Below are 26,283 nucleotides of genomic sequence, written 5' to 3'. Positions count from 1 at the left end.
ATGACAAACATTATCAAAAAATCGCTGCTTACTGTATTCGCGCTGGCTGCTGTATCCGGATCTGTTGTAAAAGCGCAGCAACCAAAAAGCTATGGGAGATATGTGAATACTTTTATAGGCAGCTATCCGCTTACTGATCCGAAAATTCTGGGCTACGAATTGCCGAAAGACTGGCGCTCATGGGCCGGATTAACATTTCCAGGCAGTTCAATGCCCAATGCGATGGTACAGTTGAGCCCTATGACAGAGTATGGCTCCGGTGCAGGCTATGAATATGAAGACGATATGATTTATGGCTTTACCCATACCAATAAAGGACACTGGAATCTTTGCAATATTCCCCTTATGCCTGTATGGGAAGCAGGGATCGCTGATGCGAAAGCTGCAATTCAAGCCTCCCGTAATACTATAGAAGGCAAAAGCCGGAATCCTAAAGAATTTGGGTCTAAATTTTCTCATGATAAAGAAAATTCCGCACCCGGATTTTACCAGGTATATCTCGATACTTATAAAGTAAAAGTGAGCCTTACCTCTACCTTGAGAAGCGGATTTCACAGATATGATTTTGCTGATCAAAGCGGCAGACAAATTATATTCGATCTCGGCAGGGCCAACAATCATATTACCAGCTGGGAGATAGAGCAGGTCGGTAAAAATGTATTGAAGGGAAGTCAGCGTCCGGGTGAACATGTCTATTTCTATGCGATATTAAACACTGATATCACCTCAGTCGAAAAAACAGATGCAGATAAAGCCGGAGGTTTTGCACGTGTTAAGCTGTCAAATACACATATAGGACCAGTTGAGGTTAAGATAGGTATTTCCTATGTGAGTACTGAAAATGCAAAAGAAAATCTTGAAAAGGAAATAGGAGCTAAAACGTTTGATCAGATACATCAGGAGGCTTCGCAGACCTGGGAACAGGTACTTTCTAAAATCCAGTTAAAAGGGGGTACAGAAAAACAGAAGCAGATGCTGTACTCTTGTCTGTACCGTTCATTACTCTGGCCGGCATTGCGCAGTGATGTAAACGGTGAATATACTGACGCTAAAAACAACCGGGTTCAATCAACTGATTTCAATTATTATACAGAGCCTTCACTTTGGGATACTTATCGCAATAAAGATGTTTTGCTGGGATTGATATCTCCCCGGGTTGCCCTTGATGTGATCAAATCCATGAAGGATGTGGGAGATAAGACAGGTTTTATACCTACTTTCTTCCACGGTGACCATGGCGCATCTTCTATCGCCGGAGCTTACCTGAGAGGAATAGATGATTTTGATGTAAAAGGCACTTATGCTATCCTGCTGCGAAATGCTAATGTATCACCTGGAGCGCGACCATACCTTGCTGAATATATTGAAAAGGGATATATTTCAGATCCTGATGTCCCCAACCCGGGGGTTGAAACCAAAGCAAAAGCAGGAGTTTCCAAAACGCTGGAGTATGCATACGATGATTATTCGCTCGCACAGATGGCTAAAAAATTAGGCGACAGTACCAACTACAGGATCCTGATGGCACGTTCTGAAAATTATAAAAATATGTTTGATCCTTCCACCAGGTTTATGAGGGGCAGATTGGCAAATGGTGATTGGATTAAACCTTTTGATCCCCAGCATCCTTATTATGAATACATGTACAGGGAAGCTAATGCATGGCAGGTATCTTTCTTTGCACCACATGATATGAAAGGACTCATTCAGTTGTATGGCGGCGCTGCAGGTTTTGAATCTAAGCTTGATTCCTTGTTTACCCTGCCATGGAACCCTAAACATATTGCCAGAAATGTAGAAACTTTTATCGGACAGTATTGTCACGGTAACCAGCCGGATCATGAGGCACCATTTGCGTATACTTTTATAGGCAAGCCAGAAAAAACACAAAAGGTACTGGACAATATCCTGAACAATTTATATGGAATTGGTGAGAAAGGCCTCGCGCTTTCAGGCATGGATGATGCTGGTGAAATGTCTGCATGGTATGTGTTGAGCGCTTTAGGTTTGTATACATTCTCTGCAACTGATCCTGAGTACCTGGTTACGGCACCACTGTTCGACGAAGTGAAATGGACAACCAGTTCCGGTAAAACTTTATGGATTAAAAAACCAGGAAAAGGAAGGGGAATTACGGCAATAAAGGTAGATGGGAAATTGAATAAGGGATATTTTGTATCGCACGACTTGTTTAAAAATGGAGGAACAGTAGAAGTGATTACCAAATAGAAACCGATATTCTACAGTTTATTGGAAACCCCCTATTTATTTTTTCAGGTATGAAGGGTATCAGCTAAAGCGTAAACTCAATATGCTGTACCAGATAAGCTTGTCCGAAATTAGAAGGATCATGTATCACCGTTGCTTTAATACCTTTCCATTTGGGAATATTTATAGGTGTGGCAGTTCCCCAACTTTGACGAATGTCGAGGCTATGCTGATATATTTCTTCCAATTGATCGTTTACTGTCTGATTGGCATAGGTCAGAATGATCTTATCGGCTATATAGGTATAACGGTCGGTGGTCTTTCCCAGGCTAATGACCGGGCCACCTGGTACGTATGATTTGATCAGTTGGATTTCAAAAGGCTCGCTTCCTGAATATTTTTCTTCTTTGATAATTTTTATGAATTCAAACCATTTGTCGGAACCATCCTGAGGTGGATTTTTATCAACATGTACTTTCGCTTTGACCTTGTAGATATAACCGGGTTTTCTTTCAGAAAATCCGCTCAAAGATAGATCAGCAGGTTTATTCTGAGGTAAGATGATCAGGGGATCATTAATAGCGCCATAGCGATGATCCACAGACAATTCTACTTCCTGTCCGTTTTTCAGGTTGTACGGACCAAAGGTTTCATCTTTTGAACAAGCAAAAAGAAAGATGACAGCGATGAACAGATAAATGTATTTCATAGGTTTGAGAGTTAGGGTGTTGCAGCTGAAACGTCAACAATGTGAATAATGCTACAGGTTATGAAAATTATTCTTGCAGTATTGTAATCATACAACTTTACAAGCTGAACTTTATACCAAATGCTGATAACGTTGCTGTCTTGTAACAATTTCCCTATCTGAGATTCTAAATAAAATTATGGAAAAACTGAGTTCAGGAGAGTTCTTCGGCTTAACAAGTCATAAACTTGAAACAGGCGGCCTGATTCTTACTGATACGGCTTACACCCATGATTATGTGGACTGGCACTACCATGAGAATGTCTATTTCACCTTCATCTTATCAGGGAAAGTAATCGAGGGCAATAAAAAAGGCAAGGTAAATCTCTCAGCGGGAAGTCTTTTATTCCATAATGCTCAGGAATCGCATTATAATATCAAACCACGTGGAGAAACCCGTGGTATGCACCTCGAGCTTCAGCAACGCTGGATTAGTGAAATGTTCCCTCATGCGGACGTAAAGGAGGGAAGCTTTGAACTGCTTTGCCCCAAAACGAAAATCTTATTTTATCAGCTATTAAGAGAAAGTAAGATTGCCGATGATCTGACAACACTTGGTGTTCAAAATCTGGTTATAGAAGCAACAAATCCATTTTTTTCCGGTTCCAGGGAATCAGCATTCAGACCATCATGGGTAGATAGAGTTGATGACCTCCTTCAGGACAATTATTTCTGTCCCCCAAACCTTAAAGAAATCGCCATAGTAGCAGGTGTCCATCCGGTTCACTTATCAAGATCGTTCACAAAATACTTTGGTTGCACCATCGCCGAATATATCCGCCTGTTAAAAGTAGAAAGAGCATTTTCTATGTTAGCTGTCAAAGGAAATTCCCTGAGTACAGTTGCCCATTGCTGCGGGTTTGCTGATCAGAGTCATATGATCAGGTGTTTCAAGACTCTTAGCGGAAATACTCCATTATTTTTCAGACGGCTCATTCAATTCTAGTCCGATGTTAATCTCATTCTATATTGTACCATTGCGCTGCCTTATTTTTGAATAAAAAATTATGATACGGAAATCTTATGCCACAGTTCTTATTCTTATATTAACGCTTCTCGCAATGCAGTCCTATGCGCAGAAATTAGCTTTTTTTGATTTCAGGCCTGCCAGGGATAGTGTGCAGACTTCGCGGGTCATTTCTTCCTACAATGTGGGTTCAGACAAAGATTTATATCTCCTATTGTCACCAGAAGTTTCTCTTCAAACTGAACTTGCCAAGCTCGCTCCGGCAATAAAAACAGAAGAGCTGCTGGCTAGCGGCAACTATAACTTCGACTTTTATATAGATGGCAATAAAGTATACGCTGAGAAATTAGGGCCGGGAGCCATCCTAACCCCTGATAAGACAACAAACCGTCCTCTGGATATTGTACTGATCAGCTCCGGCAGGTCTGGTTTATGGAGCATTAACCTTTGGGACCGCTTTATGGCAAAAGCAGGTTTCATACTTTTAAACGCACAGTCGAAGTTACTGGAAATTAAGATAAGCAGCTATGTTGAACAAAATGGAACAAAATATAGTCAGGTGCTGGCACGGGCACAAATTAAGATGACAAGAATTCCCAAAATAATTGACCCGTTGAAAATGGGTCCTCAGCCTATAATTGCAGGAAGTGGTTTCAAACTTTCCAAAGCCAGGCTGAACAGGGACCTGATTGTTGCGCTAAATACAAAAATCGCCGACCAGACATATCGTATGATCAACGGTATAGTGGTATTGAAAAAAGGGAAATTGCTGCTGGAACAGTATTACAACGGAGAAAATAGAGAAACCTTGCATGATCCAAGATCGGTTAGCAAATCGATAACCGCAACACTCACGGGCATGGCTATTAAAGACGGTTTTATTCATTCAGAAAACCAGCTTTTAAAAGAATTTTATAAGCTCCAAAATTATGACAATTACAGCTCAAAAAAGGATAGTGTAAAAATTGTAGATTTATTGACCATGAGCGCTGCATTTGAAGGGAATGATGACGTGGAAACGTCTCCTGGAAATGAAGAGAACATGTATCCGACTGCCGATTATACAAAATTTACACTTGATCTTCCAATGGTTCCCGGAAGAAAAAATGGTGAAAGCTGGTCGTATTTTACTGCAGGTACAAATCTGGTGATGGATATTCTGGATAGAAATATACCAGGTGGCGCAGAGTTATTTGCTAATCAAAAGCTATTTACACCACTGGGCATAAACAAATTCGAGTGGGCACGAACACCGCAGGGCAGACCTTTTGGTGGTGGTGGGCTCAGGTTGCGCGCACTGGATTTTGCAAAATATGGACAGCTATATTTAAATGAAGGCAAATATAATGGTGAACGACTGCTTGAAAAATCCTGGGTAAAGAAAAGTCTCTCACCTTTACAGGTTCTTCCAGGCGATAGACCCGGTTATTATGGACTTCTGTTTTGGAACAAGGCATTTGTAGTCGCAGGTAAATCCTACCAGGTATACTACAGTAGTGGAAATGGGGGGAACAAGATTTATATGTTTAAAGATCTGCCAATCGTGATCGTTATTACCGCTTCCGCCTATGGTAAAGCATTCGCACATATCCAGGCCGATGAAATTGTAGAAAAATACCTTTTACCAGCAATGTTATAACGTTTCCGGTGAATCAAGATGTCAGGGCAATGATAATAGGATATATCGTGGTAAAAAAAGCCTCATTGAGAACATTTAAACTATTTACGCCAGCTGGATGAGTCCTCATTTCCCGGGATGGCGTAAATTTATAATTCCAAAAACACCGGCCATTACCATAAACAAAACAGCTACTATGGTAAATATCACAGGTAATTGATGGTTATTTACTACTGCTTTCGTCAATGCAAGGCCACCTATGAGAAAATGGCTCAGGTTCGCAATTGCAATTGTGTTATAATTCTGTTTCCCTTATTTCAACCTTTTTACCCATTTTTTTCTGGATCACTTCAAAGTGATGGAGTTCATCGGGGCTAACGAGGGAAATGGCTTCTCCGGGGGCGTCTGCGCGACCAGTTCTTCCAATCCGGTGTACATAATCTTTTGGTGATCTTGGTAATTCGTAATTGATGACAAAAGGAAGAAAATTAATATCAATTCCTCTTCCCATTAAATCTGTGGCCACTAAAACCCGCAATTTTCCTGCTTTAAATAGTGTTAAGGTATCAGTTCTGTTCCCGTGACTTTTTTTACTATGAATAGATTTTGCATCTATCTTGTTTTTACACAGCTTATTTACAATAGCATCTACCTGTTGAACGGAAGAAGCAAATACCAGCACTTGTTTCATTTTTTGCTGACTGATCAGGTGACGTAAAAACGGACCCTTCTTTTCTGGAGAGACAATATAAGCCACCTGGTTAATCAGGTCTAATGATAATTCATCATCTGCTATTTTAATCACCACAGGGTAATGAAGCAATATTTGGTTGATATTTTCAAGGTCAGTGCTCAGCGTGGCAGAGAATAGTATATTCTGGCGTTTTTCTGGTAAAAACGCAAGTATTTTATTCATTTCTTCCTTGAATCCTAAATTAAGCATCTTGTCTGCTTCATCTAATACCAGTGTCTCAATAGCCGAAAGCTGTACCGAATTGGCATCGAGTAATTCCAGCAATCGTCCGGGCGTAGCTACCAGTACATTTACGCCCTGTAATGCCATCATTTGCGGGTTGATGGACACCCCTCCATACACAGCCAGGGTTTTAACAGGTTGAGGAAGTGCTTTGCTGAATATTTTAAATATATCTTTCACCTGTTCTGCGAGTTCACGTGTCGGTACTAAAACCAATACATTCGCCTGGCGATTTTTCACTAAAACAGACTGCTGTAAATTCATTAGAATAGGCAAAACATAAGCAGCAGTTTTTCCTGATCCTGTCTTAGCTATACCCAGAACGTCTTTTTTGCTTAGGATTGCCGGTATTGAAGTTTCCTGAATAGGAGTAGGCTTTGTATAATTTTGTTCTACCAATGTGCTTAAAAGCGCAGGTGATAAACCAAGGGAACTAAATGGCATAGATAAATTGTTTATTTAAAGCGGCAAGTTACCCATTATTTGGGAGGATTTGTGCCAACGTAAGCACGTTTGTATACAAACATACGAAGCAGCAGTATAGCCAGAACAGCGCTTACAAGTCTGACGATGTTACCTGTCCAATCCGTTGCAGCCGTATCTGATACCGTAAAAAAAATCCACGTAGCATTCAGGGAGGCATGAAAGACAAATCCGCTCCATAACGTATAAGCATCTAAAGCATTCAGAACAGCAAATAATACCGCGCCAAAAAAAGTAATCAGAAATACCTCCAACGCTACTTGTCCACCTCCTCCGGCACCCACCCAGTGTATCCAACCAAATACAACAGACTGTAGCAATGCTGCCGGGAGGAATGCCCAGTGAAGTTTTTTTCGGGTGAAAATAAATCCAAAGCCACGGAAAACAATCTCCTCGGCTAGAGGAAATATAATGGCCGTCATCAGCAGGCTAACAATATCAATATCTTCTGCTAACTTCCCTCTAATGGCAAAAACTGCCCAACAGGGGATAGTTGCCATCAATGCCAGCGCAGGGCCTTTAAAGCCATTCGTTCCAAGACCCAATGATGAATTTAGTCCGCCAGACTTTCTTCGCATCAGGACCATAGATATAGCTATCACAGTAACTACTGCCAGGAGATTGTCGAGAATCGCCCCGCCATAAGGCATAGGCAACCCGGGCACCTTTATCCCGATCAATTTAAAGATGTCCCTGATCTCTAAAGCAGTAATCAGTGTCAGGATAACTATTACAGCTATCCCGATTTGTCTTGCAGTGGTGGGCTTTGATGTCGTCACGAGTTTGCTGTTTAAATAAATGATCTCCTATGGATACCAGAAACAAGACGTGAATAAAGAATTAATGGTTGCAGCCGGGTAAAAATTTGACTAAATATTTATGCATCATTTTATTACCTTTAAAATAACAAAAGAAACATAATTTTTGACATTCAATTGCTTTTCTTATTGATAGTAAGAAACCGATGGCTTAATCTGATAACAATTAATATTAATGGAGCATGAAAAGAATATCACTGACCTTTGCACTTGTAGTTGTTTCGTTTTTGTTAGGCTTTGCTTTTAAAACAATAATACCTGAAAAAACAAATAAAAAAATGAAAAAAGTAACGGGAATAGGGGGTGTTTTCTTCAAATGTAAGGACCCAAAAGCAATCAATGAATGGTACAAAACTCATTTAGGGTTTGATACCAGCCCATACGGAACAAGTTTTGAATGGCGCGAGGCGGATGACAGTACTAAAAAGGGGCTTACGCAGTGGAATCCTTTTGCAGAAGATACAAAGTATTTTGAGCCTTCTGTCAAAGATTTTATGATAAATTATCGCGTAGAGAACCTGGAAGCGCTGGTTGAAGAATTGAAAAAGGAGAATGTAACGATCGTAGACACAATCGAAACGTACGACTACGGGAAATTCGTACATATCTTAGATCCCGAAGGAAATAAAATCCAATTATGGGAACCTAAAGAGTAATCCGCTCAATGCTGACCCTTAGTTAAGGATTTCCTGGCATCAGGATCATCGTAAAGAAGCTGGCTTGATTTTAGATAGCTCGGGTTCGTGCATATGCTATGCATTACCTGAGATAAATCGAAATCATTATCAATCTATGGAAAAGATCAAAGAATTAGCTTTGAAAACGTTAAAATGGTTCGGGATTTTTATAGCGTTTATATTATTTCTGATGTTTATTATTCCGTTATTGTTTCCGGGAACAATATCAGAACAGGTAAAAATATTCGCGAATAAGAAGCTTGCGGGAAAACTGGAATACAAAAAGGTGCATCTTACTTTTTTCCGGCATTTTCCCTCCCTTACCGTTTCTGTGGATGAATTATTACTTAAAGGTTCCAGGCCTTTTCAGCAGGATACCTTACTGTCTGCCAAAGAAGTGGCAGCCGGAATCAATCTTAAAAATCTTATTTTTGATGGTGAAGTAAAGATTAATGAAATTTACGTAAGTGATGCTTTTGCAAATGTTTATGTCAACAGTAAAGGAGAAGCCAATTATAATGTATATGTTTCCAGTCCGTCTGCAGGTCCAAAAGATACCACGGCAAAGGAGACCTCAATAAAGGTAGATCTTATCAAATTCAGGAACTGTAATATCAGATATAAAGATCACTCGGCTAATATATTAGTAGATGCGAAAGGACTTAATTATACAGGTACAGGCGGATTAAGTGAAGATATTTTTGACCTTAAAACTGACCTTAATATTGATCAACTGGATTTTAGTCTCAACCGGGTTTATTATGCCAGACAGAAATCACTGCGTGCCGACCTGATTACAAGGATCAATACGAACGCACTAACTTTTGTCCTCAAGAAAAATGAATTGAGGATCAATGATCTGCCATTAAAGTTTACCGGTTTTGTGACCATCCTCAAAGATGGATATAACCTCGATATCAAAGCTGCCTCAGAAAAAACTACTATTCGTGATATGATTTCTGTGTTGCCACCGCAATATCTGGACTGGGCTAAGGACACTAAACTTAAAGGGAACAGTGATCTCTTTATTAGCCTGAAAGGACAGTTTAGTGAACCAAGGAAAGTAAAGCCAAATTTCACAGCGCGTTTACTGGTTAAGGACGGTAGGATTTCAAGCGAAAAAGCTCCGGTACCAATGGATCACCTCAATGTCGATCTGGGGATAGATTTCCCTTCTTTGGATCCTGAAAAATTAGGAGTGGATCTGAAAACACTGAATTTTGACCTCGGACCAAAAAGCGCTTTCCGGGCAGTTGTTAAAACCAAAGGATTGAGCGAGATGGGTGTGAATGCTGTAATGAAAGGTGCTCTTAACCTGCAAACGCTAGATGAAGCATTAGGCTTAAAAGATCTTGACCTCAAAGGGCTGATGAATGCCGATGTTAACGCGAACGGTATCTTCAGCATGGATAAAAAACTTTTTCCAAAAACTAAGGGCTATCTGAACCTGAAGGATGGCTGGCTAAAAACAACAGCCTACCCAAACCCGATAAAAAATATCAACCTGACGGCTAATATCAATAATACCGACGGAACTTTCAGCAGTCTTGGCGTAAAACTTTCTCCTTTCAAATTTGATTTTGAGGGAAACCCCGTGTTTGTTGATGCAGATTTACAAAATTTTGAAGATCTGCTTTATAAAGTGCGTGCAAAAGGGGTATTAAATATTGGGAAAATTTACCAGGTATTTGCAAGAAAAGGATTAGATGTGAGCGGATTGGTAACGGCAGACCTTTCGCTTAACGGCCGGCAAAGTTATGCCACCTCAGGTCAGTACAGCAAACTTGATAATAAAGGCACGTTGATCCTGAAAAACATAAAGGCAAATACAGCATATCTGCCAAAGCCATTTTATTTGAAAGAGGGAAGTTTTGAGTTTGAAAACGAAAAAATGTGGTTCAGGAAGTTTTATGCCACTTACGGGAAATCTGACTTCTCGCTGGATGGTTATCTGCTGAACACGATCAATTATTTTATAGCGCGTAAAGGAACACTCCACGGAAACTTTGGCCTGCGGTCCGACTATATCCTGGTTGATGAGTTTATGGCACTGCAAAGCGGTGATAATGATGCACAATCCCTGGCCATTGAATACGCGAAAGCGGAGAATCCTAAAAGTAGCGGTGTAGTGATTGTTCCAAAAAATCTGGACGTATCCTTAAAAGTTAATGCAAAAAAAGTTGGCTTTAAAGGATTGGATATTCATCAGCTTCAGGGGATGGCAACCGTACAGAATGGCCAGGTATTTTTGAAAAACACCTCTTTCGACATTATTGGAAGCAGGATGAACATTGATGCCCGTTACCAGGACGAGTCGCCCTTAACCGCCAACTTTGACGTTGCATTTAAGGTAATGGACTTTAATGTGCAAAAGGCATACAAAGAAATCGACATGGTGCGTGAATTAGCTACTTCAGCAAAGGATGTTAGTGGAATTGTGTCGCTGGATTATAAATTGAAAGGAGATTTTGATCAGAATATGGCGCCTATCTATCCTTCTCTGGAGGGAGGCGGTGTAGTGAACCTGCGCGATGTAGCAGTGAAAAATCTAAAGATGCTGTCTGTTATTGGCGATAATGTAGGGGCTGATGCCTTCAATAATCCTGATATGAAAGGGGTTAACATTGTAACTCAGATTAAAAATAACCTGATCCACATAGATGAATTTAAATTTAAAGTCTCTGTGCTCAGACCTTCCATTAGCGGAACTACCAGTTTCAATGGATTACTGGATATCCTCGTAAAGGTTGGATTGCCACCTGCGGGCTGGATCAGTGTTCCTGTTGCGGTGACAGGAACGAGCGACAAGCCGAAAATTAAGTTTTTCAGCAGAACTGGTCAGGGAATAGTAACTGCACTTTACAACAGGAAAATCAACAAGGTGATCCGGGAAGAAAAACGCGATCAAAAGAAATCGGGAGCAGAACAACGGAAAGTGAAAAAAGCCCAGGAGAAGAAAGCTGAAAGTGCTGAAAAACAGGTAGCTAAAGACGTTAAGAATTAAGTCTGCAGCTACCCGTTCTGATACTTATAGGTTTTTTAGCAATAGCGTGTTGATCAGGATGAGCAGTATTACGCCTGTCCGTTCCCGCACAACCATTGTCCGATATTGAACATTTTAAAATAATAAAATCAGTTAACTGTTTAATATTCAGTGGTATATAGTCTTATTTTTCTTTTGGCATAAGCTTGGTACATAGGTGTCAGACGGTACGGTATACCGGATAGGAAAACAAAGAGAAATTATATCTTATGTACAGATTAAACCTAAAAATCGCATTGCGAAATCTTTGGAGAAACAGGAATATTACAGCAATTAATGTGGGTGGTTTAGCTATTGCCTTAGCTGCTTTTATTTTGATTATATTGTACTTCAGCTATGAAACTGGATTTGACAAGTCAAATCCGAATTATAAGAATATCTATATTGTTGGTAGAATCTATCCGGAGTTTAAAACAAATTATACCTCTCCGCCATTGGCCAGGGCAATTAAAGAGAACTTTCCCGAGGTTGAACTTGCCGGCATCACCAAAGGTGGTTCTTTTGAACTTGTGCTGAGAAATGGAAATAAAACGGTCTTCACGAGAAACTTTATCCAGGTTGATTACAGTGCCGCCAGGATTCTTGACCTGAAACCCAGCGGAGGTTTAGAAAGACCCGCCGGCCAAAAAGAACGTCTCAATTATTTAAGTAAAGAAAATATCAGCACATTATTTCCGGATAAAAAAGATGATAAACCGGAAATCGTTGGCGCCGGAAGTAGTCACTCCGGAATAACGAGCAAGATAAATGGCTCCATTGTCACTAATCCGCAGTCGAGTATCACTTTTGATGGTGTTTCAATTGCCAACGAAATAGGAGTGGGGGAAAATTATGGCTATAACAATTATTACACTTATATTCAGGTAAAACCGGGAACAGATATAGCCAGTCTGGAACAAAAAATAACAGGTCTTTACCAGGCAGAGTTATTGAGAATGGCGACCGACCAAAAGGCAATAGATGAAATAAAACAAGTCTCAACCTTTTTAGATCCTTTGGCAAACCAACATCTCAGGCCTAAGGCTGGTAATGATGCGCCATATAAAATATTAATCATCATTTCATTATTGGGAATGCTGATTTTGGTAATTGCCTGTATCAATTTCACTAATCTAAGTATTGCTCAGGCGGCCAAACGGGCTAAAGAAGTTGGGGTTAAAAAAGTGATGGGTGCCTATCGTATTCAGTTGATCACACAGTTCCTTACGGAAATATTCATCCAGTGTTTCGTCGCTACCATCCTGGCACTCATCGTAGCAGAACTGATGTTGCCGGGCTTTAATAATTTACTCGAGGTAAATCTATCGATCTGGTACATCGGTAACGATTTAATCTGGCAACTGCCCTTAATCCTGTGCCTCATTACAATTATTGCAGGCGTTTATCCTGCCCTGGTTTTGTCTGGTTTTAATCCGGCTATGGTATTAAAGGGAAACTTTTCTACAAGTAAACAAAGTTATTGGTTGCAAAACGGTTTGCTGGTATTCCAATTTGTCATTGCGGTAATCTTTATCATCGGTGTATTCATAGTCAATTCGCAATTAAAATATATGCGTAGTCAGGATCCGGGCTTCAGCGCAAATCAGGTGGTGTACATTAAAAATATCTCTTATTTCAATGATCCTGCCGTATTCAAACCCATCAGGGAAAGGATACTGCAAATACCCGGAATCAAAGCGGCTACAGTAGCTACCAGTATACCGGATGGTAGTAAAAACGGAACGAATGGTTATACAGTGAATGGTAAAAAATCCAGTATCGAGTTTGTGGACCTGGATTTTGATTACTTTGAAACCCTGGATATTAAATTGAAAGAAGGTCGTTTTTTCTCTCAGGCATTTAAAACCGATACTGCAAACTCGGCGGTAATCAATGAAAGTGCGGTTGCCAATTTCGGTATGAAAAATCCTTTAGGACAAACGATCAGAGGCTGCGAGATGGATTATAAAATCGTTGGTGTCGTTAAAGATTTCAAAGCACAGGGATTTGAAAGTGCTGTTCAACCCACAATTTATGCGATTAAGAATCCTTGCGGAAATGCAAAACTCGAGATCATGTTAAAAATTGAGGAAAGCAAAATGGCAACTGCATTGGCTACCTTGAAGGATCAATGGCCTGAAATTAATTCCCAAGACGGAGAAGATTTTCGATATGAATTTTTGGATGATCTTTATGCTAAGCTTTTTAAAAAACAGGAACAGTTGCAATCTCTGTTTTTTGTTTCGGCCCTGCTGACTATTTTCATTGCCGTACTCGGATTATTTGCTTTTGCGAAATACATTACGAATGGGAGAACTAAGGAAATTGCTGTACGTAAAATACTGGGAGCAAGTAATATTCAGATCCTCAGATTCATCAACAGTTCATTCCTGATGTTGGTAGTCCTGGCCAATATAATTTCCTGGCCAATTGCTTACGTGCTCACAAACATATGGCTCGAAACTTTTGCTTATAGAATAGGCTTACCTGTTTTTCCTTTTGTCATCAGTGCTGTGATCACAATTTTATTAACCGTTATCACTGTGAGTATCCAGGCACAAAGAGCAGTTAAGGCTAATCCTGTTGACGCATTAAAATATGAATAGGCATCAGCGTAAGCAGGTTTTGTTAAATCAGTTATTAAATTAAAATGATGAGTAAACCAACTTTAATAATTTATGAAACGCAAACTTATACTATCGGCGCAGATACTTTTGTGGAGAGCGCTGCAGAAAATAACAGAGCTGTAGCATTCGAAGATGATGGTGAAACTGGCTATTTTTATGCAATCGATACGAGTAATGATGAGTCAAAAATTTTAGATGGATTACATATTTATAACGTCACCAACGTCACTGATAAACATATACCATGCCTTATCAAAATATTATGGACGGAAGACTTCGAAAAGGCATTCCTTTCTGTCAATAATTATTATCATGCCATGTTTGACTTTAGAAATCATGCCGGTTATTGCAGGAACGCTTTTCCTGAAACCGGAAGTCCCTGGGTTAAAGTAAAAGAACGAAAGCTGACTGATGCATTGATTGAAGAAATTCACATCTAGATTTTCTGTTTTGCAATCAGCTTTATTTTTTTTAAAATCTGTTACGATTGATTTGCAGGTAATCCGGCAAATCAATATCCACTTCTTCTTTCTTCTTGCCTTTGCCGAATAAACTGATTATCGATTTCACAGGCGAACTGCCTGCTACAGTAAATAAACTGTTCAATAAAAACAGACCCAAGCGGGAGGTAGGATAAACGATGCGCGGAACGCCCGGGGGCAGCTTTTGAGACTTTTCTACATAGGGGCGCATCTTTTTCTCATAACTGTCAAAGGCTTCCTGATAAGTCTCCGCTATTGAAAGTTCACCGGCAAGGATATAAGCGCCAGACATGGCCAGGTCTGTTCCTTTTCCGGCAATTGGGGTGGCGCAATAAGCTGCATCACCAATTAAGGCAATTCTACCCTTACTCCATCGGGGCGACTTCACCTGGCTCACCTTATCAAAGTAAAGGTCTTGCGTCCGGGTAATCTCGTTGATTAACCTGTCCGACTCCCAGCCGGTTCCGCGCATCCGTTCAATTAATACCTGCTTTTGTTCTGCTACTGAGCGTGACTTATAATCTTTTTCATCAGCCAGAAATGTGACCGAAGCCCTTGTAGAACCGTAATTATCCGGACGAAGCATGTAAACAATGCCACCACGAGCATTGCACCAACGCGCCCATCGACTGTCGGTTGCCGCTTTCTCAATGGTCAGGTAGGCCGTATACAAACCCAGGAATTTAAATTCTGTTTCCTCGCCGAAAACGAGTTTACGGGTGCTGGAACCGATCCCTTCAGCTGAAATGACCAGGTCATAGGTTTCAGTTTTCCCGCTATTGAAAGTTACACTGATATCATGCGGTGACTCCTGTACTTGCGTGATATAGTCGTCGAATAAATATAGCACATCTTTTCGGCTATGTTCGTATAAGATATTGACCAGATCGCCGCGAAGAATTTCCAGGTCCTGCGTCATGCTTAACGCGCTGTCTTTCGGAAACTCGGCTAATAGTTTATTGTCTGTATTCACGAAGCGGATACCAATCTCCGTTGTGTTAGCATCCCTTATCCGATCTTCCAGTCCCATCTTCCGGGCAATTTCCAGTGCCGGACCCTTAACATCAATATTTTGTCCGCCTAAACGCAATGCTGCAGCACGTTCTGCTACAGAAACTTCAAATCCGTACTTATGCAGCCAATAAGCTAAAGTCGGACCGGCAATGCTGGCTCCGGTGATAAGTACTTTTTTATTTTTCATGTGTAGCTAATTCAGTATGGGCAGATATTTCTTTATGAGGTGATGTTTGTTTATTCTTCCTGAACATCAGGGGTGAACTTCCTGCCAGCCTGGTAAATAAGCGGATAAAGTATTTGTGATCTTCGTATCCCAGGGAAAACGCGATTTCCTTTATGCTTTTTGACGTGTAACACAACTGACGCCGGGCTTCAGCAATAATTTGCTGCTGGATAAAGTAGGTTGCAGGGAATCCGGTGAGGGCTTTAACCGTGTCATTCAGGTAGCTGACCGACAAATGAAGCATCGCGGCATAGTCCGAAGGCTTTTTTAAGGTCAGGAAGTGAACTTTAACCAGGCTTTTAAAACTCGCTGTAAGTTGAACCGGTCTTGAATTTTCCATTGCTCCAACTCCTCTTCTGACTAGTTGATACAGCTCCGCTATCTTATAAAATAACCCATTGGTCAGCGAATGCAACAGTTGCAGGTTAAAATTTCCCGGATCATTATCGCTTGCTGTTTCGAAAATTAAAGCAAGCATCTGCCTGATGAAATTCAAATCGTTATTCGCCGGATTTAATAAGGCAATCTGTGTGGTCACACTTTCCATGACAGCGCAAACCTGGGGATCCAATAAGGTCCCGTCAAATGACATCACCCATCCAGAAATGTCTGCCGAGTGGACGCTCTGGTGTACCTGCTCAGGATGCAGGATCAGTAGCGCTCCTGAGGTCATGTGAATCGGCTTCGAATCAATTTCGAAATCCAGTCTGCCGGTTTCCAGGTAAAACAGCGAGTGATAGTCGTGCCTGTGCGCATCCGAAACCGTGTTTGCTTCTTCGGTATAGCTGAATGAGGCAGACATAGGTGCAATCACCAGTCCCTTAGGGCTGGCTGCCAATTCTACCAAAGGGATGTGCGACCTGTTCATGGAAATTGCTGTGTTTTAGTTCATCAAATATACGGAAGGATTAAGCCTCATCAGTCAGATGAAATACGGTTTATGGTGGACAAATGGCATTAAGAAAAAACTTAGTTTTCAGACATACTCCTGATGGTCCTGTTCAGCGCCCTCAGCGTAATTCCCAGATAATCTGCAATATCCTGTTTTGAAATTACCTGTTCCAGCGCCGGGAATTTCATTTTTAGCCGCGTCAGTTTATCTTCAATCGTATGGGATTGATTGTAGGAATGCCTTGTAGCCTTGTATTTTAATTTCGAGATCAGGGCCTCAATGAAAAGCCGGTTGAATTTTTTATCTTCATCAAGCAATTGAAGAAAATCACCTTTTTGAATTTTATAAACCACCACGTCATCGATAGCTTCAATTGTGCAATAACTATAACAGTCATCCATTAACTCAATCTCACCAAAAAGCTCTCCTTCGCCAAAAAACTCCTGGATAAAGTTACTGCCGGTATCTGTAGTCAGGAAGCATTTAACCATCCCGCTTTTCATAATATATACTGAAAATACTTTTTTGCCCTCCACCAGGATTTTCTGAGACGGGGTAAAATGATGTTCAGTAAATTTATGTTCAGCTCCCGAACGGACTAAATGAGTAATATAGCTGAATAGTTCTTTATTGGTTCTTATCATTTTTTGGGAGGACAAATGTCCTTTATGGTATCCGATATGAATGCTTTCTTTGCAATAATATCAGAAAATCACCATATAATGAAACAAGTAAGCAGACTGCTGATGCAAATGGACTTTATCAAAGAAATTGATAAGCTAAAGTACATACAACGAAAAACAAAATTATTTAACAGTGAAAGGCATGAAAACGATGCTGAGCACAGCTGGCACCTGGCCATGATGGTAATGGTATTGTCCGAATATGCCAATGCGCCTGTCGATATGCTCAAAGTTTTGAAAATGGTACTGCTGCATGACATTGTTGAAATTGATGCAGGTGATACCTTTCTGTATGATACCACGAAGAATCACAGCAATACTGATGAAGAATTGATTGCTGCAGCTCGTATTTTCGGCCTCCTGCCAGATGATATGAAAAATGACTTTATGGCCATCTGGATCGAGTTTGAAAATGGGGAAACCAACGAGGCTAAGTTTGCAAAGGCGATTGACCGGCTGGAGCCTATTCTGCAGAACATTTCTAACCGGGGCGGAACATGGATAGAATATAACGTTCCTTTCGAAACGGTTTATGCAAAAATTGATAAGATAAAAGATGGTTCCTCATTCCTGTGGGATCATGTGGATGAGCTGATTCAGGAGTTTAGAAAAGCATAGGCAACAATTAAGGCTATGGCGTAATAGCTGAATTTCTGCATCTGACCATTGTTAAATATGGTTAAAAGTTTCTTTCATGATGAACTAATTGATATCATTGGTGCTCATAATCACAAATTGATGCTTCATTCAGTCTCCTCTTTTCTTAGGATTAAAGCGTATTTACTTGTACTCATCACCGTACTGATCAACGGTAGTTATTCTTATGCACAATCCGTATCATTAAAGGGCAATACTGTTGATCAGCATAATTCCCTGCCGGTACCCTACGTAAGCATTGGTATTGTAAATAAGCCAATTGGTACGGTTTCTGATTCCCTGGGCCGCTATACGCTCTCTTATCTGCAAAGCGAGGTTAAACATACGGACACCATTGCTTTCTCAGCTATCGGTTACAGGAGCCTGAGAATGGACTGGAATACTTTTCTAAAAAATGGACAGGTGGTAAAACTAGCTGAGTCTCCTCATTTGCTCAAATCAGTCAGCATCAGCGCAAAGCCGGGAAAGCTGAAAAACTATGGACGATCCTCTGCCGGTATTATATTTTTTCCGGCAATGTATAAAAATATACCAAAAACCAGCGACGAGAAAGGTCGTGAGCAGGCTGTGATGCTGAAAATTGATAAAGATATTTTCCTGCGTAAGCTTAATTTTAGTATTAACAGGAAGAACTTTAAAAAAATTAAGCTCAGAATGAATATCTATGCTGTCAGGGATGGTTTGCCTGTTCAGTCCATACTGCATAAAGATGTTATATTCGAAGTAGCGGGGAATACAAAGGTGGGGATGCAGGCTCCCGAAAGCATTGACTTAAAACCTTACCAGATACATATTCAGGGAAGGAAGGAAATTGCTGTTGCGCTGGCCATTTTAGATCTGGAAGCCCGGGAGGGAGATACCAGCAAAACGGCATTTTTCATCCCTTCTTTTCCCGGACCATTGCGGTCTAGTCTTTACAGAATGAAGGGTGAAGCACAGTGGCAAAAAGTTTCGAATTCGAATTTACTCGTGGCGATTGAGGCATCGTCCAGAAAGAATGCTTCTCGTACTGCTGATAATGCCCCAGGAGAAAGTGAGGCCGAAACAATACAGCATGATACAAGCTTAGCCAGGCTGATGTATGGGAACAGTAATGGTAAGCGTATACAGATAGAAGATGGCGAAATTTATTATGAGACTTATGGTAAAGGCAGCCCCCTGATACTCTTGCACGGAAATAACGAAAGTATCGGTTCGTTCAGGAATCAAATAGGTCCTCTGTCGCAGTATTATAAAGTGATTGCTATAGATACCAGAGGTCAGGGAAATAGTATCAACAAAAAGACCTCAGCTTATAATTATGAACAGTTCGCAAAGGATCTGGAAGATGTAATGCATGCACTTTCTATAAAAAAGGCAAGTTTATTGGGATGGAGTGACGGAGGAAATACGGCACTGTTATTTTCGCTGAGACATCCTGAGCGGCTGGAGAAAATGATAGTGGTTGGTGCAAATCTATTTCCCGGTCCGGATGCAATTGAAGATAAGGTGGTTCAGCTGTTTGAAAAACGCAGGGACAGTTTGCTGCATCAGGCAGATCCGGAATCCCGGAATCGGTTGCGCTTAACGGAACTGATATTAAAGGAACCTCATATCAGGGCAGCAGCGCTGAGCACTGTAAGCATACCTGTCTTAGTGGTAGCGGGACAATTTGACGTGGTGAAAAAGGAGCACACGGAACTGATTCACTCGCACCTGAAAAATTCAAGACTGGAAATTATACCTGACGGTGATCACTATTCCCCTTTAAAACAAACGGAAACTTTTAACAGGCTTGTGCTGGACTTTTTGAATGGTGCTGAGGCAACAGATAAGTAATGTGACAGCTGATCCGGTAACATGGTTTCACCTTATTACCGGATCACAATCATTTCCCGTTTTTTCAGGTCAAATGTGATCTTATTTCCAATCCAGTTTAGCGACAGTATTCCGTCATAAATTAAACCGTCGATAAAGGAGGCTTTTACATCCCGGCACTGTACAGCGGATGAAGCTTTTGCTGTTATGGATTTTATATTCGCCTGGTAAATGATGCTCTTAATGTTCGGATTAAACTCGCTCGGGATCACTACTTTGCCGGCCTTTGCCGTATCGATACCCAATGCAGAAGTATATTTTGAATTTATTCGATATATATTGTTGCCTGCACCACTATCAATTGAAAACTGTAATGTTAACTTATCGTTTACAACAAAATAGGTAAATACGGTTAGTGCTTTATCTCTCGATTCTGCTAATTGCAAAGGAATGTGATGTCCTGATTTTCCAATAGAAAGCATACTTTTTTTTGTTTCAAAAATTACCTTTTTGTCGGTATAATCAATGGTAAATGGCTGATCCTTAAAACTCATGAGCGAGATCAGTCCATCAATAGGACCGAGGTTGATATCGAAAATAGTTACTACCGGATTCTGCTCAACAAAGTCTCCCAAAGCTAAGGTTTGGGCATCATATAGGTCGGCTGTCAATTGCTCACCAGTCGCCCGAAAGGCAGTAAAACTACCATCCTGTTTATGCAGTTTGTTTATCTTTTCTGAGAAGGTTTTAGTGATTAGTGTTAAGCCGGCACCCGTATCAAATATAAAGTTGCCTTCAACCCCGTTTACTTTCGCTTTAAGCATGATATGTCCCTGATCTGTCAGCTCAAATGGTACGAAAGACTGTGCATGGCCTGAGCTCGTGATGACCAGGCAAAGAAAAAGAGATCTCGACAAATAGGACACACTGGGATACATCTTAAACAGGGATTTTATGGAGCTAATCATCATATTTTACAAACGGATATAAAAAGCATTATCATTGCCAGCTTTGTTTAATAACCTGTTCAAAATTAGCTGAACAGGTTATTTACACTTTTTTTGTTTTAACGGACGAACTATCATAAAATTAATCCGGTCGGCAAGAGAGTTGGAAGTGAATTTTCTGAAGCTGTTTCATCACGTCTGTTTTTTGTGTTGGTGAGCGTAGGATTTTTGTGTTTGTACACTACTCGTTTTTTGATTTGTAATTTTACTGATTGCATACTCTTAAGTTTAGGTTAGCTATTGTTTTCTTTTATCTAAGTTTTGCTTTTAATAAAACAATTGAAAATTATTTCGACGAATAATAGGTTTTGTTCGATGAATCCTGCAGTTAAGTCAACAAATAATGGTTAGTATCCGTCATTCAGGTGATGGCCTGGTGATAAGTTACATTAGTTCGGTCAGGTACTTTTGCATTTCCTCCCAGTAAGTCGGTCCGATAGAAATTCTTTTAGCCATAGGAAGGGTAGTCTCTATATGCATATCCTGAATATTTTTAATCACATTTTTCCGGATAATGCAAGAGCGGTTGACACGTAAGAAGAGGGGTGGAGACAGGTAATTTTCCAGTTTTGCCATCGTGATGTTCAATATCACTTTGCCATTATCAGGAAGTATCAATTCCATATAGTCTTTTAACGCATTTACCATAATAATATCTTCAATACATATCTGTACTTTTTTTCTTCCTTCGTTAGCCCATACATAAGTTCTCTTCTCTCCATCCTGCATTTTTGTAACAGGAAAGCGGTCATGTGGTAAGTTTTGTAATTTATAAAGGTGATCAGCCTTTACTACTGCTTTTAGAAACCGCTCAAAAGAGATAGGTTTAAGCAAATAGTCAACCACATCAAATTCATAACTTTCCAAAGCATGCTCGTGAAAAGCAGTCGTAAGGATTACCATTATATTTTGTTTTTGTACAATACGCAGCAGCTCCAGGCCCGACATTTCCGGCATCTGGATATCTAAAAATATGAGATTTGGCTGCAGGTCCTGTATCGCTTGTATTGCCTGTATGGCATTGTCGCATATGGCTACAATTTCCAGATAGGGAATTCTCCCGGAGAAATTTTCCAGTATTTGCTGCGCTATCGGCTCATCATCTATGATTATTATTCTCATGATCGTTTGATTATTTACTGATGGAGTTTTATGACTAATACCACTTCAAATATATCTTCTGTTTCTTTTACGTCTAAACTATAATACTCGTGGTATTCCAATTCTAATCTGCGTCGGACATTTGATAAGCCTATTCCATTGCCTTTAGTTTCGGGTGCCGCACTGGCGATATTAATTTTGGCCTTATTGTTTGCTATTCTGAAAGTCAGCAAACCATTTTCTTCCCGCATTTCAATATCTACCCACATCCTTTTAATACTTGCATTAACCCCATGTTTAAAAGCATTTTCAATAAAGTTAACCAAAATCAAAGGTTTGATAGGCAGTTCTTTAGACTCAATTTTTTCAAAATCGTAATTGATCTGTACCCGCTCTTCCTTATGACGGATTTTCTCCAGGTGTATGTAATTGGTTAAGAAAACAATCTCTTCCTTAAGCGTAATATTATCTTTTTTACCGTCGTGGATAGAAAAGCGGAGCAGGTCTGACAATTGTAGTACCGCTTTGCAGGCGATATCATTATCGATAACCAAGCCGTATATATTATTTAATGAATTGAATAAAAAATGTGGCTGTATCTGCGCACGCAGGAAATTCAGTTCAATGGCATTTTTTTCTTCAATAATGGCTAATTTCTCCTGCAGGTTTTCATAGGTATCTTTGATAATTTTAATAAACATTCCCGGAATGGTATACCAGATGATATTGATCAATACCCAGAGCGCTGAATTAAAAGAAAACAGTTTAGTAAAATGGTGTATGCCATAGCGCTCATGATAGCTGGAAATGATGGCGCTTTCAGGGTATGATTCTTTTAATACTTTAAAAATGACAGCTGCACCGGTCACTGAAATCAGATATACCAATACCAGATTTGTGAAGACAATGAGCCATTTCCGCTTTCGAACATAAGGAAAAGTAAAGTAGATGAGGAAATAATGTATCAAAACAATGATCAGCAACTCCCCGCAAGAAAACAAAACATTGATGGGATCCAGCAAAGACAGGTTGAAGGAGAGCCGGCTCACAAATAAAATAAATAAATAGAAGACTATCCAGTAAAGTATATGTAATGATATCCTGGCCGACTGACTATGATAAATTGAAAACTTGTTATTTCCCAGCATTGGTGTGATAGGCTAATTGATTATAATATTTTCTGCAAAAGTGATAAGCCATATACTCCATCAGCCTTTGCTCGCTGGCGAACCATCTGTTGATGCTCATATGAATATAACTGGATAAGTTGTCAATTTTTAACTTTATTTTTTTTAATGCATCCGCTCTCTTTTCGAATGGAATGTCAAATTGATGTCCTGTTAAAAAGGGAATAATCAGTGGCTTCCAGCTTCGGTACTGTACGTCCAGCTGCAGTTTTACTCTGGTATGAAACTCTTCTGCAAAAGCGTCCGACATCTTTTCACAAAAGTCAGCCTTCTCCGCCAGGGTTAAGTCAAACACAGATAACCAGGCATCTATATTCTTAAGTGCGGCTAAAAATCTAATTTGCTGATCTTCCACAAAGGTTTCATCTTCTAAACAAGTAAGAAATAAAGAGCTGTCATGAAAAAAGAGTTCCTCACTATTTAATATTTCATCTTCACCGTAGCGCTCTATTTCTCTTTCATAAGTATCCATCTGCACTCTCCATACCGTTTCATCAGCAACACAGGGATGAAGCAGCTGATAAACATGTTTAACCGCATGTGCATACTGCAGCTCATTTGCACCATCCAGCAACAGCAAACGCAGGCGGAGATGATGATGCGGGTCAGTGTACCGTATGAAAAAGGCCTTACTGATAATTCCTTCTTTTAAGAGTAAACTGATCACCGGACTGATCACCTTTAAAAGGATATCATCTGCTACATAAGCACCGCAATATATTTTAAAATACAGCCATTCACTACCAGGTTCAAAGGTCCGTTTGACATTTTGTTTCTCAATAAGTTTTTTTGCCGGTCGTATGTGCCCGGGATTCTTTTTGTACAAAGGTAAAATGAATTGCTGTATAGTCGTTGCACCTTTTGTCTCATTCTCAATTGCCCCTCCATGTAACCATTCAACAAGTTTGACCAGTTTACAGGCTTTTATTTCGTTCAATAAAAGTGACAGGTAACTGTCGTTTAATGTATCGATAAACAGTTCATTATCTCCCTCTGTAAAAGAGACAAATCGTGGGATATGCCAGTTTTTTAAAAATGAGCGGATTACCGTTAAGGGATTTTCAGCCTGGATGATTTGATTGATCTGCGTTTCACGTAAAAACCAGCAAGCAGGATGTAAAATAAACTTTTTATAGCTCAAACGGGGTAAAAAGTATTTGGTATGAATATCTGTACCCCAGTTAATTTCAAAGCCCTGCATTCCCTGATGCTGAATCGATGCCAAAAATTTATAAACAGAGACTGTACTATTGTGATAATTATGTGCATTGGATAATCTTGGAATAACCCTTTTATCCTGTTTTTTTGACCTGAGGATAATTTCATCCTGCTGTACAGATACCAAAAGATCTTCGAGGGCTAACTGATTCTGTGCATCCAGGGTACTGGATGCGAGATAGGGGATCTCATACTTTGAAAGTACAGGCCTTCGCGCAATATTACCAACCCTTCCTTCAGGGATGTGTATGATTTCGGCAAAAATGACCTCTTTGTTTCTTTCTGCTTCCAGGTCTGCAATCTCTTCACATAGGTTTCGCATTTCGTCGCTCATGTACCCAAACCTGCCCAGCAATACATTGGCATGCGATCCGCCAACGCTTTGCAGCAAAGTATATCCCGTAGGGATTACAGTTCCCATTACTGCAAAATGATTGGCGAGCTGAGTGGATTTGTCAGTAAATTCTTCCAGATCCTTGTCGTTTATGAACAGCCCTTTCTCAAAAATTTCTGCACTTAACTGCGCAGTTTTATGTTGTAACCAGGGATGGCATTTCCCGGCAGCTGCTTTTCCGGAGGTCTTAGACAGCACATCCAATTGCTCTATTAATGAATTATGTATACTATTGCCAATGCCATCACCCGGGGGGAATCCGATGCCAAATTCAGCGTCCAATGCTTCCGCCAGTGGAATTTCCCTGCCGGCATATTTTTCTTTAAAAAGTGATTTAAAACGTACAATTTGAGTATCCTGTGCAGGATGAGTTGTAGCCAGTTTACTCAAAATACGGATAGCTTTATTCAGCTCTTTCAAATCTGTGTTTGGCAAATAACGATCAGGAATGAGGGCTTGCTTTAAATCCGCATGAAAAAGGTGGCCCTGCATCGGCTCAATGCCCATTTCGCCCAAAATATTTTCCAGAGCATTGATCTCTTCCAGTGGTAAAACACCTATAGGCAGCTGCTCAAACTGCTTAATTATAGCCGAAATAAGCACAAAAAGATCAACATATCTTCCTGCTTCAGCAACACCCCGCTGCATAAGCCTCTCTACTATCTGCTGCAGTCTTTCCAGCTCATCTGCTATCGTCAGTCCTAACCTTAACTCACTCGTTAAAAATTGCGTGTCTATAAGCCCTTTTACAAATGCTTTTGATTCTTCATATTCAACTTCCCCGGGCATCAAAGCAAAAATATTATCCATATTCAGCAGCCCTGTTTTGGATAGTTCGATAATTTCCTCCAGCACCTCTGTCCGCTCAATAGAACTTACCTGATACTGGCGTTTTTTACCTTCAATTGCCGATTCTAAAAAGCGGTATTGATTTGGAAGGGGATACCAGGAGTTGTTGATATGATAATGCAGGTGAGGCCATATTTCATGATCAGCTTCTATATGGCGGACGATCTGCTGTAACAGTCCTACATCTATCCTGACAATCCGTACTTTTATTTCTTCAATGGATGATTTGTCATTGATACCAATGCTGGCTACGTTGCATCCTGCATATATGCCATAAGGCGTACACCTTGTGCTCGCACGGAGGGCATATTTCTTCAGGGTCATCAACAGCCTGGTTTTTTTTAAAGGACTGACTATCCCGTTTTTAAAATCCAAAACGGTCTGATGTAGTTGTGGCGAGCTCCAATAAATACCTTCAATAAAAACAGGGTCTTCCAGCAGCTCCGAAACCAGGTCATCCAAGTTAATCGTCTTGCCCTCCGAGCGGAACAGGCGCTGATAGGAGTATAAGGGAGATCTGATAATAACTTTGCCAAAATCCTGATATATTGTTTCCTGCATATTGATAAACCCATTCCATTAATCACGCTCTCAGGCCAATAATACTAATAATAATTAGTATTAAAAATACC

Annotated in this window: 19 protein-coding genes; 9 read left to right on the top strand and 10 right to left on the bottom strand. The window is 40.3% G+C overall.

Annotated features, from left to right (window positions below):
• Positions 1-2,229: a GH92 family glycosyl hydrolase gene (locus tag OQX62_RS14425; RefSeq protein WP_265832253.1), complete on the top strand. Its 2,229-nt coding sequence runs from the start codon at positions 1-3 to the stop codon at positions 2,227-2,229.
• A gap of 64 nt (positions 2,230-2,293) precedes the next feature.
• Here OQX62_RS14425 and OQX62_RS14420 read toward each other — a convergent pair whose 3' ends face one another.
• Positions 2,294-2,917 carry a hypothetical protein gene (locus OQX62_RS14420; protein ID WP_265832252.1) on the bottom strand — a complete coding sequence of 208 codons (624 nt, stop codon included), beginning with the start codon at positions 2,915-2,917 and terminating at the stop codon, positions 2,294-2,296.
• Positions 2,918-3,095: 178 nt separating this feature from the next.
• Here OQX62_RS14420 and OQX62_RS14415 point away from each other — a divergent pair, with 178 nt between their 5' ends.
• Together OQX62_RS14415 and OQX62_RS14410 are read left to right on the top strand one after the other, a co-directional pair.
• Positions 3,096-3,902, top strand: a complete 807-nt coding sequence (locus tag OQX62_RS14415) for an AraC family transcriptional regulator (protein ID WP_265832251.1) — start codon at positions 3,096-3,098, stop codon at positions 3,900-3,902.
• 115 nt (positions 3,903-4,017) lie between these two features.
• Positions 4,018-5,562 (top strand): serine hydrolase domain-containing protein, encoded by a 1,545-nt coding sequence (locus OQX62_RS14410; protein ID WP_265832250.1) that lies wholly within the window; start codon positions 4,018-4,020, stop codon positions 5,560-5,562.
• Positions 5,563-5,836: 274 nt separating this feature from the next.
• Here OQX62_RS14410 and OQX62_RS14405 read toward each other — a convergent pair whose 3' ends face one another.
• Positions 5,837-6,961, bottom strand: a complete 1,125-nt coding sequence (locus tag OQX62_RS14405; RefSeq protein WP_265832249.1) for a DEAD/DEAH box helicase — start codon at positions 6,959-6,961, stop codon at positions 5,837-5,839.
• A gap of 35 nt (positions 6,962-6,996) precedes the next feature.
• Entirely contained in the window at positions 6,997-7,779 is a 783-nt protein-coding gene (locus OQX62_RS14400; protein WP_265832248.1) for a CPBP family intramembrane glutamic endopeptidase, read from the bottom strand.
• A 221-nt stretch (positions 7,780-8,000) separates the two neighbouring features.
• On the opposite strand from OQX62_RS14400, the gene OQX62_RS14395 reads away from it, so the two are divergent.
• From OQX62_RS14395 to OQX62_RS14380, 4 genes are all read left to right on the top strand, one after another.
• Positions 8,001-8,474 (top strand): VOC family protein, encoded by a 474-nt coding sequence (locus OQX62_RS14395; protein WP_265832247.1) that lies wholly within the window; start codon positions 8,001-8,003, stop codon positions 8,472-8,474.
• Between the two features lie 136 nt (positions 8,475-8,610).
• The gene (locus OQX62_RS14390) at positions 8,611-11,499 is read left to right on the top strand and encodes an AsmA-like C-terminal region-containing protein (RefSeq protein WP_265832246.1); all 2,889 of its coding nucleotides are present in this window, start codon (positions 8,611-8,613) and stop codon (positions 11,497-11,499) included.
• Between the two features lie 248 nt (positions 11,500-11,747).
• The gene (locus OQX62_RS14385) at positions 11,748-14,123 is read left to right on the top strand and encodes an ABC transporter permease (RefSeq protein WP_265832245.1); all 2,376 of its coding nucleotides are present in this window, start codon (positions 11,748-11,750) and stop codon (positions 14,121-14,123) included.
• 44 nt (positions 14,124-14,167) lie between these two features.
• Complete coding sequence (locus OQX62_RS14380; RefSeq protein WP_265832244.1) at positions 14,168-14,584, top strand: DUF2251 domain-containing protein; 417 nt, start codon at positions 14,168-14,170, stop codon at positions 14,582-14,584.
• A gap of 31 nt (positions 14,585-14,615) precedes the next feature.
• On the opposite strand, the gene OQX62_RS14375 is transcribed toward OQX62_RS14380, so the two are convergent.
• The 3 genes from OQX62_RS14375 to OQX62_RS14365 form a co-directional block, all read right to left on the bottom strand.
• Positions 14,616-15,827 carry an FAD-dependent monooxygenase gene (locus OQX62_RS14375; protein WP_265832243.1) on the bottom strand — a complete coding sequence of 404 codons (1,212 nt, stop codon included), beginning with the start codon at positions 15,825-15,827 and terminating at the stop codon, positions 14,616-14,618.
• Positions 15,817-16,734: a helix-turn-helix transcriptional regulator gene (locus OQX62_RS14370; RefSeq protein WP_265832242.1), complete on the bottom strand. Its 918-nt coding sequence runs from the start codon at positions 16,732-16,734 to the stop codon at positions 15,817-15,819. Before OQX62_RS14370 ends, OQX62_RS14375 begins: the two co-directional genes overlap by 11 nt.
• A gap of 101 nt (positions 16,735-16,835) precedes the next feature.
• Positions 16,836-17,402, bottom strand: coding sequence for a Crp/Fnr family transcriptional regulator (locus OQX62_RS14365; protein WP_265832241.1), 567 nt, complete (start codon positions 17,400-17,402; stop codon positions 16,836-16,838).
• A gap of 78 nt (positions 17,403-17,480) precedes the next feature.
• Here OQX62_RS14365 and OQX62_RS14360 point away from each other — a divergent pair, with 78 nt between their 5' ends.
• Positions 17,481-18,059: an HD domain-containing protein gene (locus OQX62_RS14360; protein WP_265832240.1), complete on the top strand. Its 579-nt coding sequence runs from the start codon at positions 17,481-17,483 to the stop codon at positions 18,057-18,059.
• Positions 18,060-18,116: 57 nt separating this feature from the next.
• The gene (locus OQX62_RS14355) at positions 18,117-19,916 is read left to right on the top strand and encodes an alpha/beta fold hydrolase (protein ID WP_265832239.1); all 1,800 of its coding nucleotides are present in this window, start codon (positions 18,117-18,119) and stop codon (positions 19,914-19,916) included.
• A gap of 35 nt (positions 19,917-19,951) precedes the next feature.
• On the opposite strand, the gene OQX62_RS14350 is transcribed toward OQX62_RS14355, so the two are convergent.
• The 4 genes from OQX62_RS14350 to OQX62_RS14335 all read right to left on the bottom strand — a co-directional run bounded on the left by OQX62_RS14350 (position 19,952) and on the right by OQX62_RS14335 (position 26,212).
• The gene (locus OQX62_RS14350; RefSeq protein WP_265832238.1) at positions 19,952-20,833 is read right to left on the bottom strand and encodes a retropepsin-like aspartic protease; all 882 of its coding nucleotides are present in this window, start codon (positions 20,831-20,833) and stop codon (positions 19,952-19,954) included.
• Positions 20,834-21,286: 453 nt separating this feature from the next.
• Complete coding sequence (locus OQX62_RS14345) at positions 21,287-22,024, bottom strand: LytR/AlgR family response regulator transcription factor (RefSeq protein ID WP_265832237.1); 738 nt, start codon at positions 22,022-22,024, stop codon at positions 21,287-21,289.
• A gap of 14 nt (positions 22,025-22,038) precedes the next feature.
• On the bottom strand, positions 22,039-23,151 hold the full coding sequence (locus OQX62_RS14340; RefSeq protein ID WP_265832236.1) for a sensor histidine kinase: 1,113 nt from the start codon (positions 23,149-23,151) through the stop codon (positions 22,039-22,041).
• Positions 23,138-26,212 (bottom strand): lantibiotic dehydratase, encoded by a 3,075-nt coding sequence (locus OQX62_RS14335; protein WP_265832235.1) that lies wholly within the window; start codon positions 26,210-26,212, stop codon positions 23,138-23,140. The genes OQX62_RS14340 and OQX62_RS14335 overlap by 14 nt, the downstream gene beginning before the upstream one ends.
• Positions 26,213-26,283: the final 71 nt, after the last annotated feature.

Source organism: Pedobacter sp. MR2016-24, assembly GCF_026239655.1.
Lineage (GTDB): Bacteria > Bacteroidota > Bacteroidia > Sphingobacteriales > Sphingobacteriaceae > Pedobacter.
Note: the sequence above shows the minus strand (reverse complement) of the source record. Positions and strands in the feature narration are given on the sequence as shown.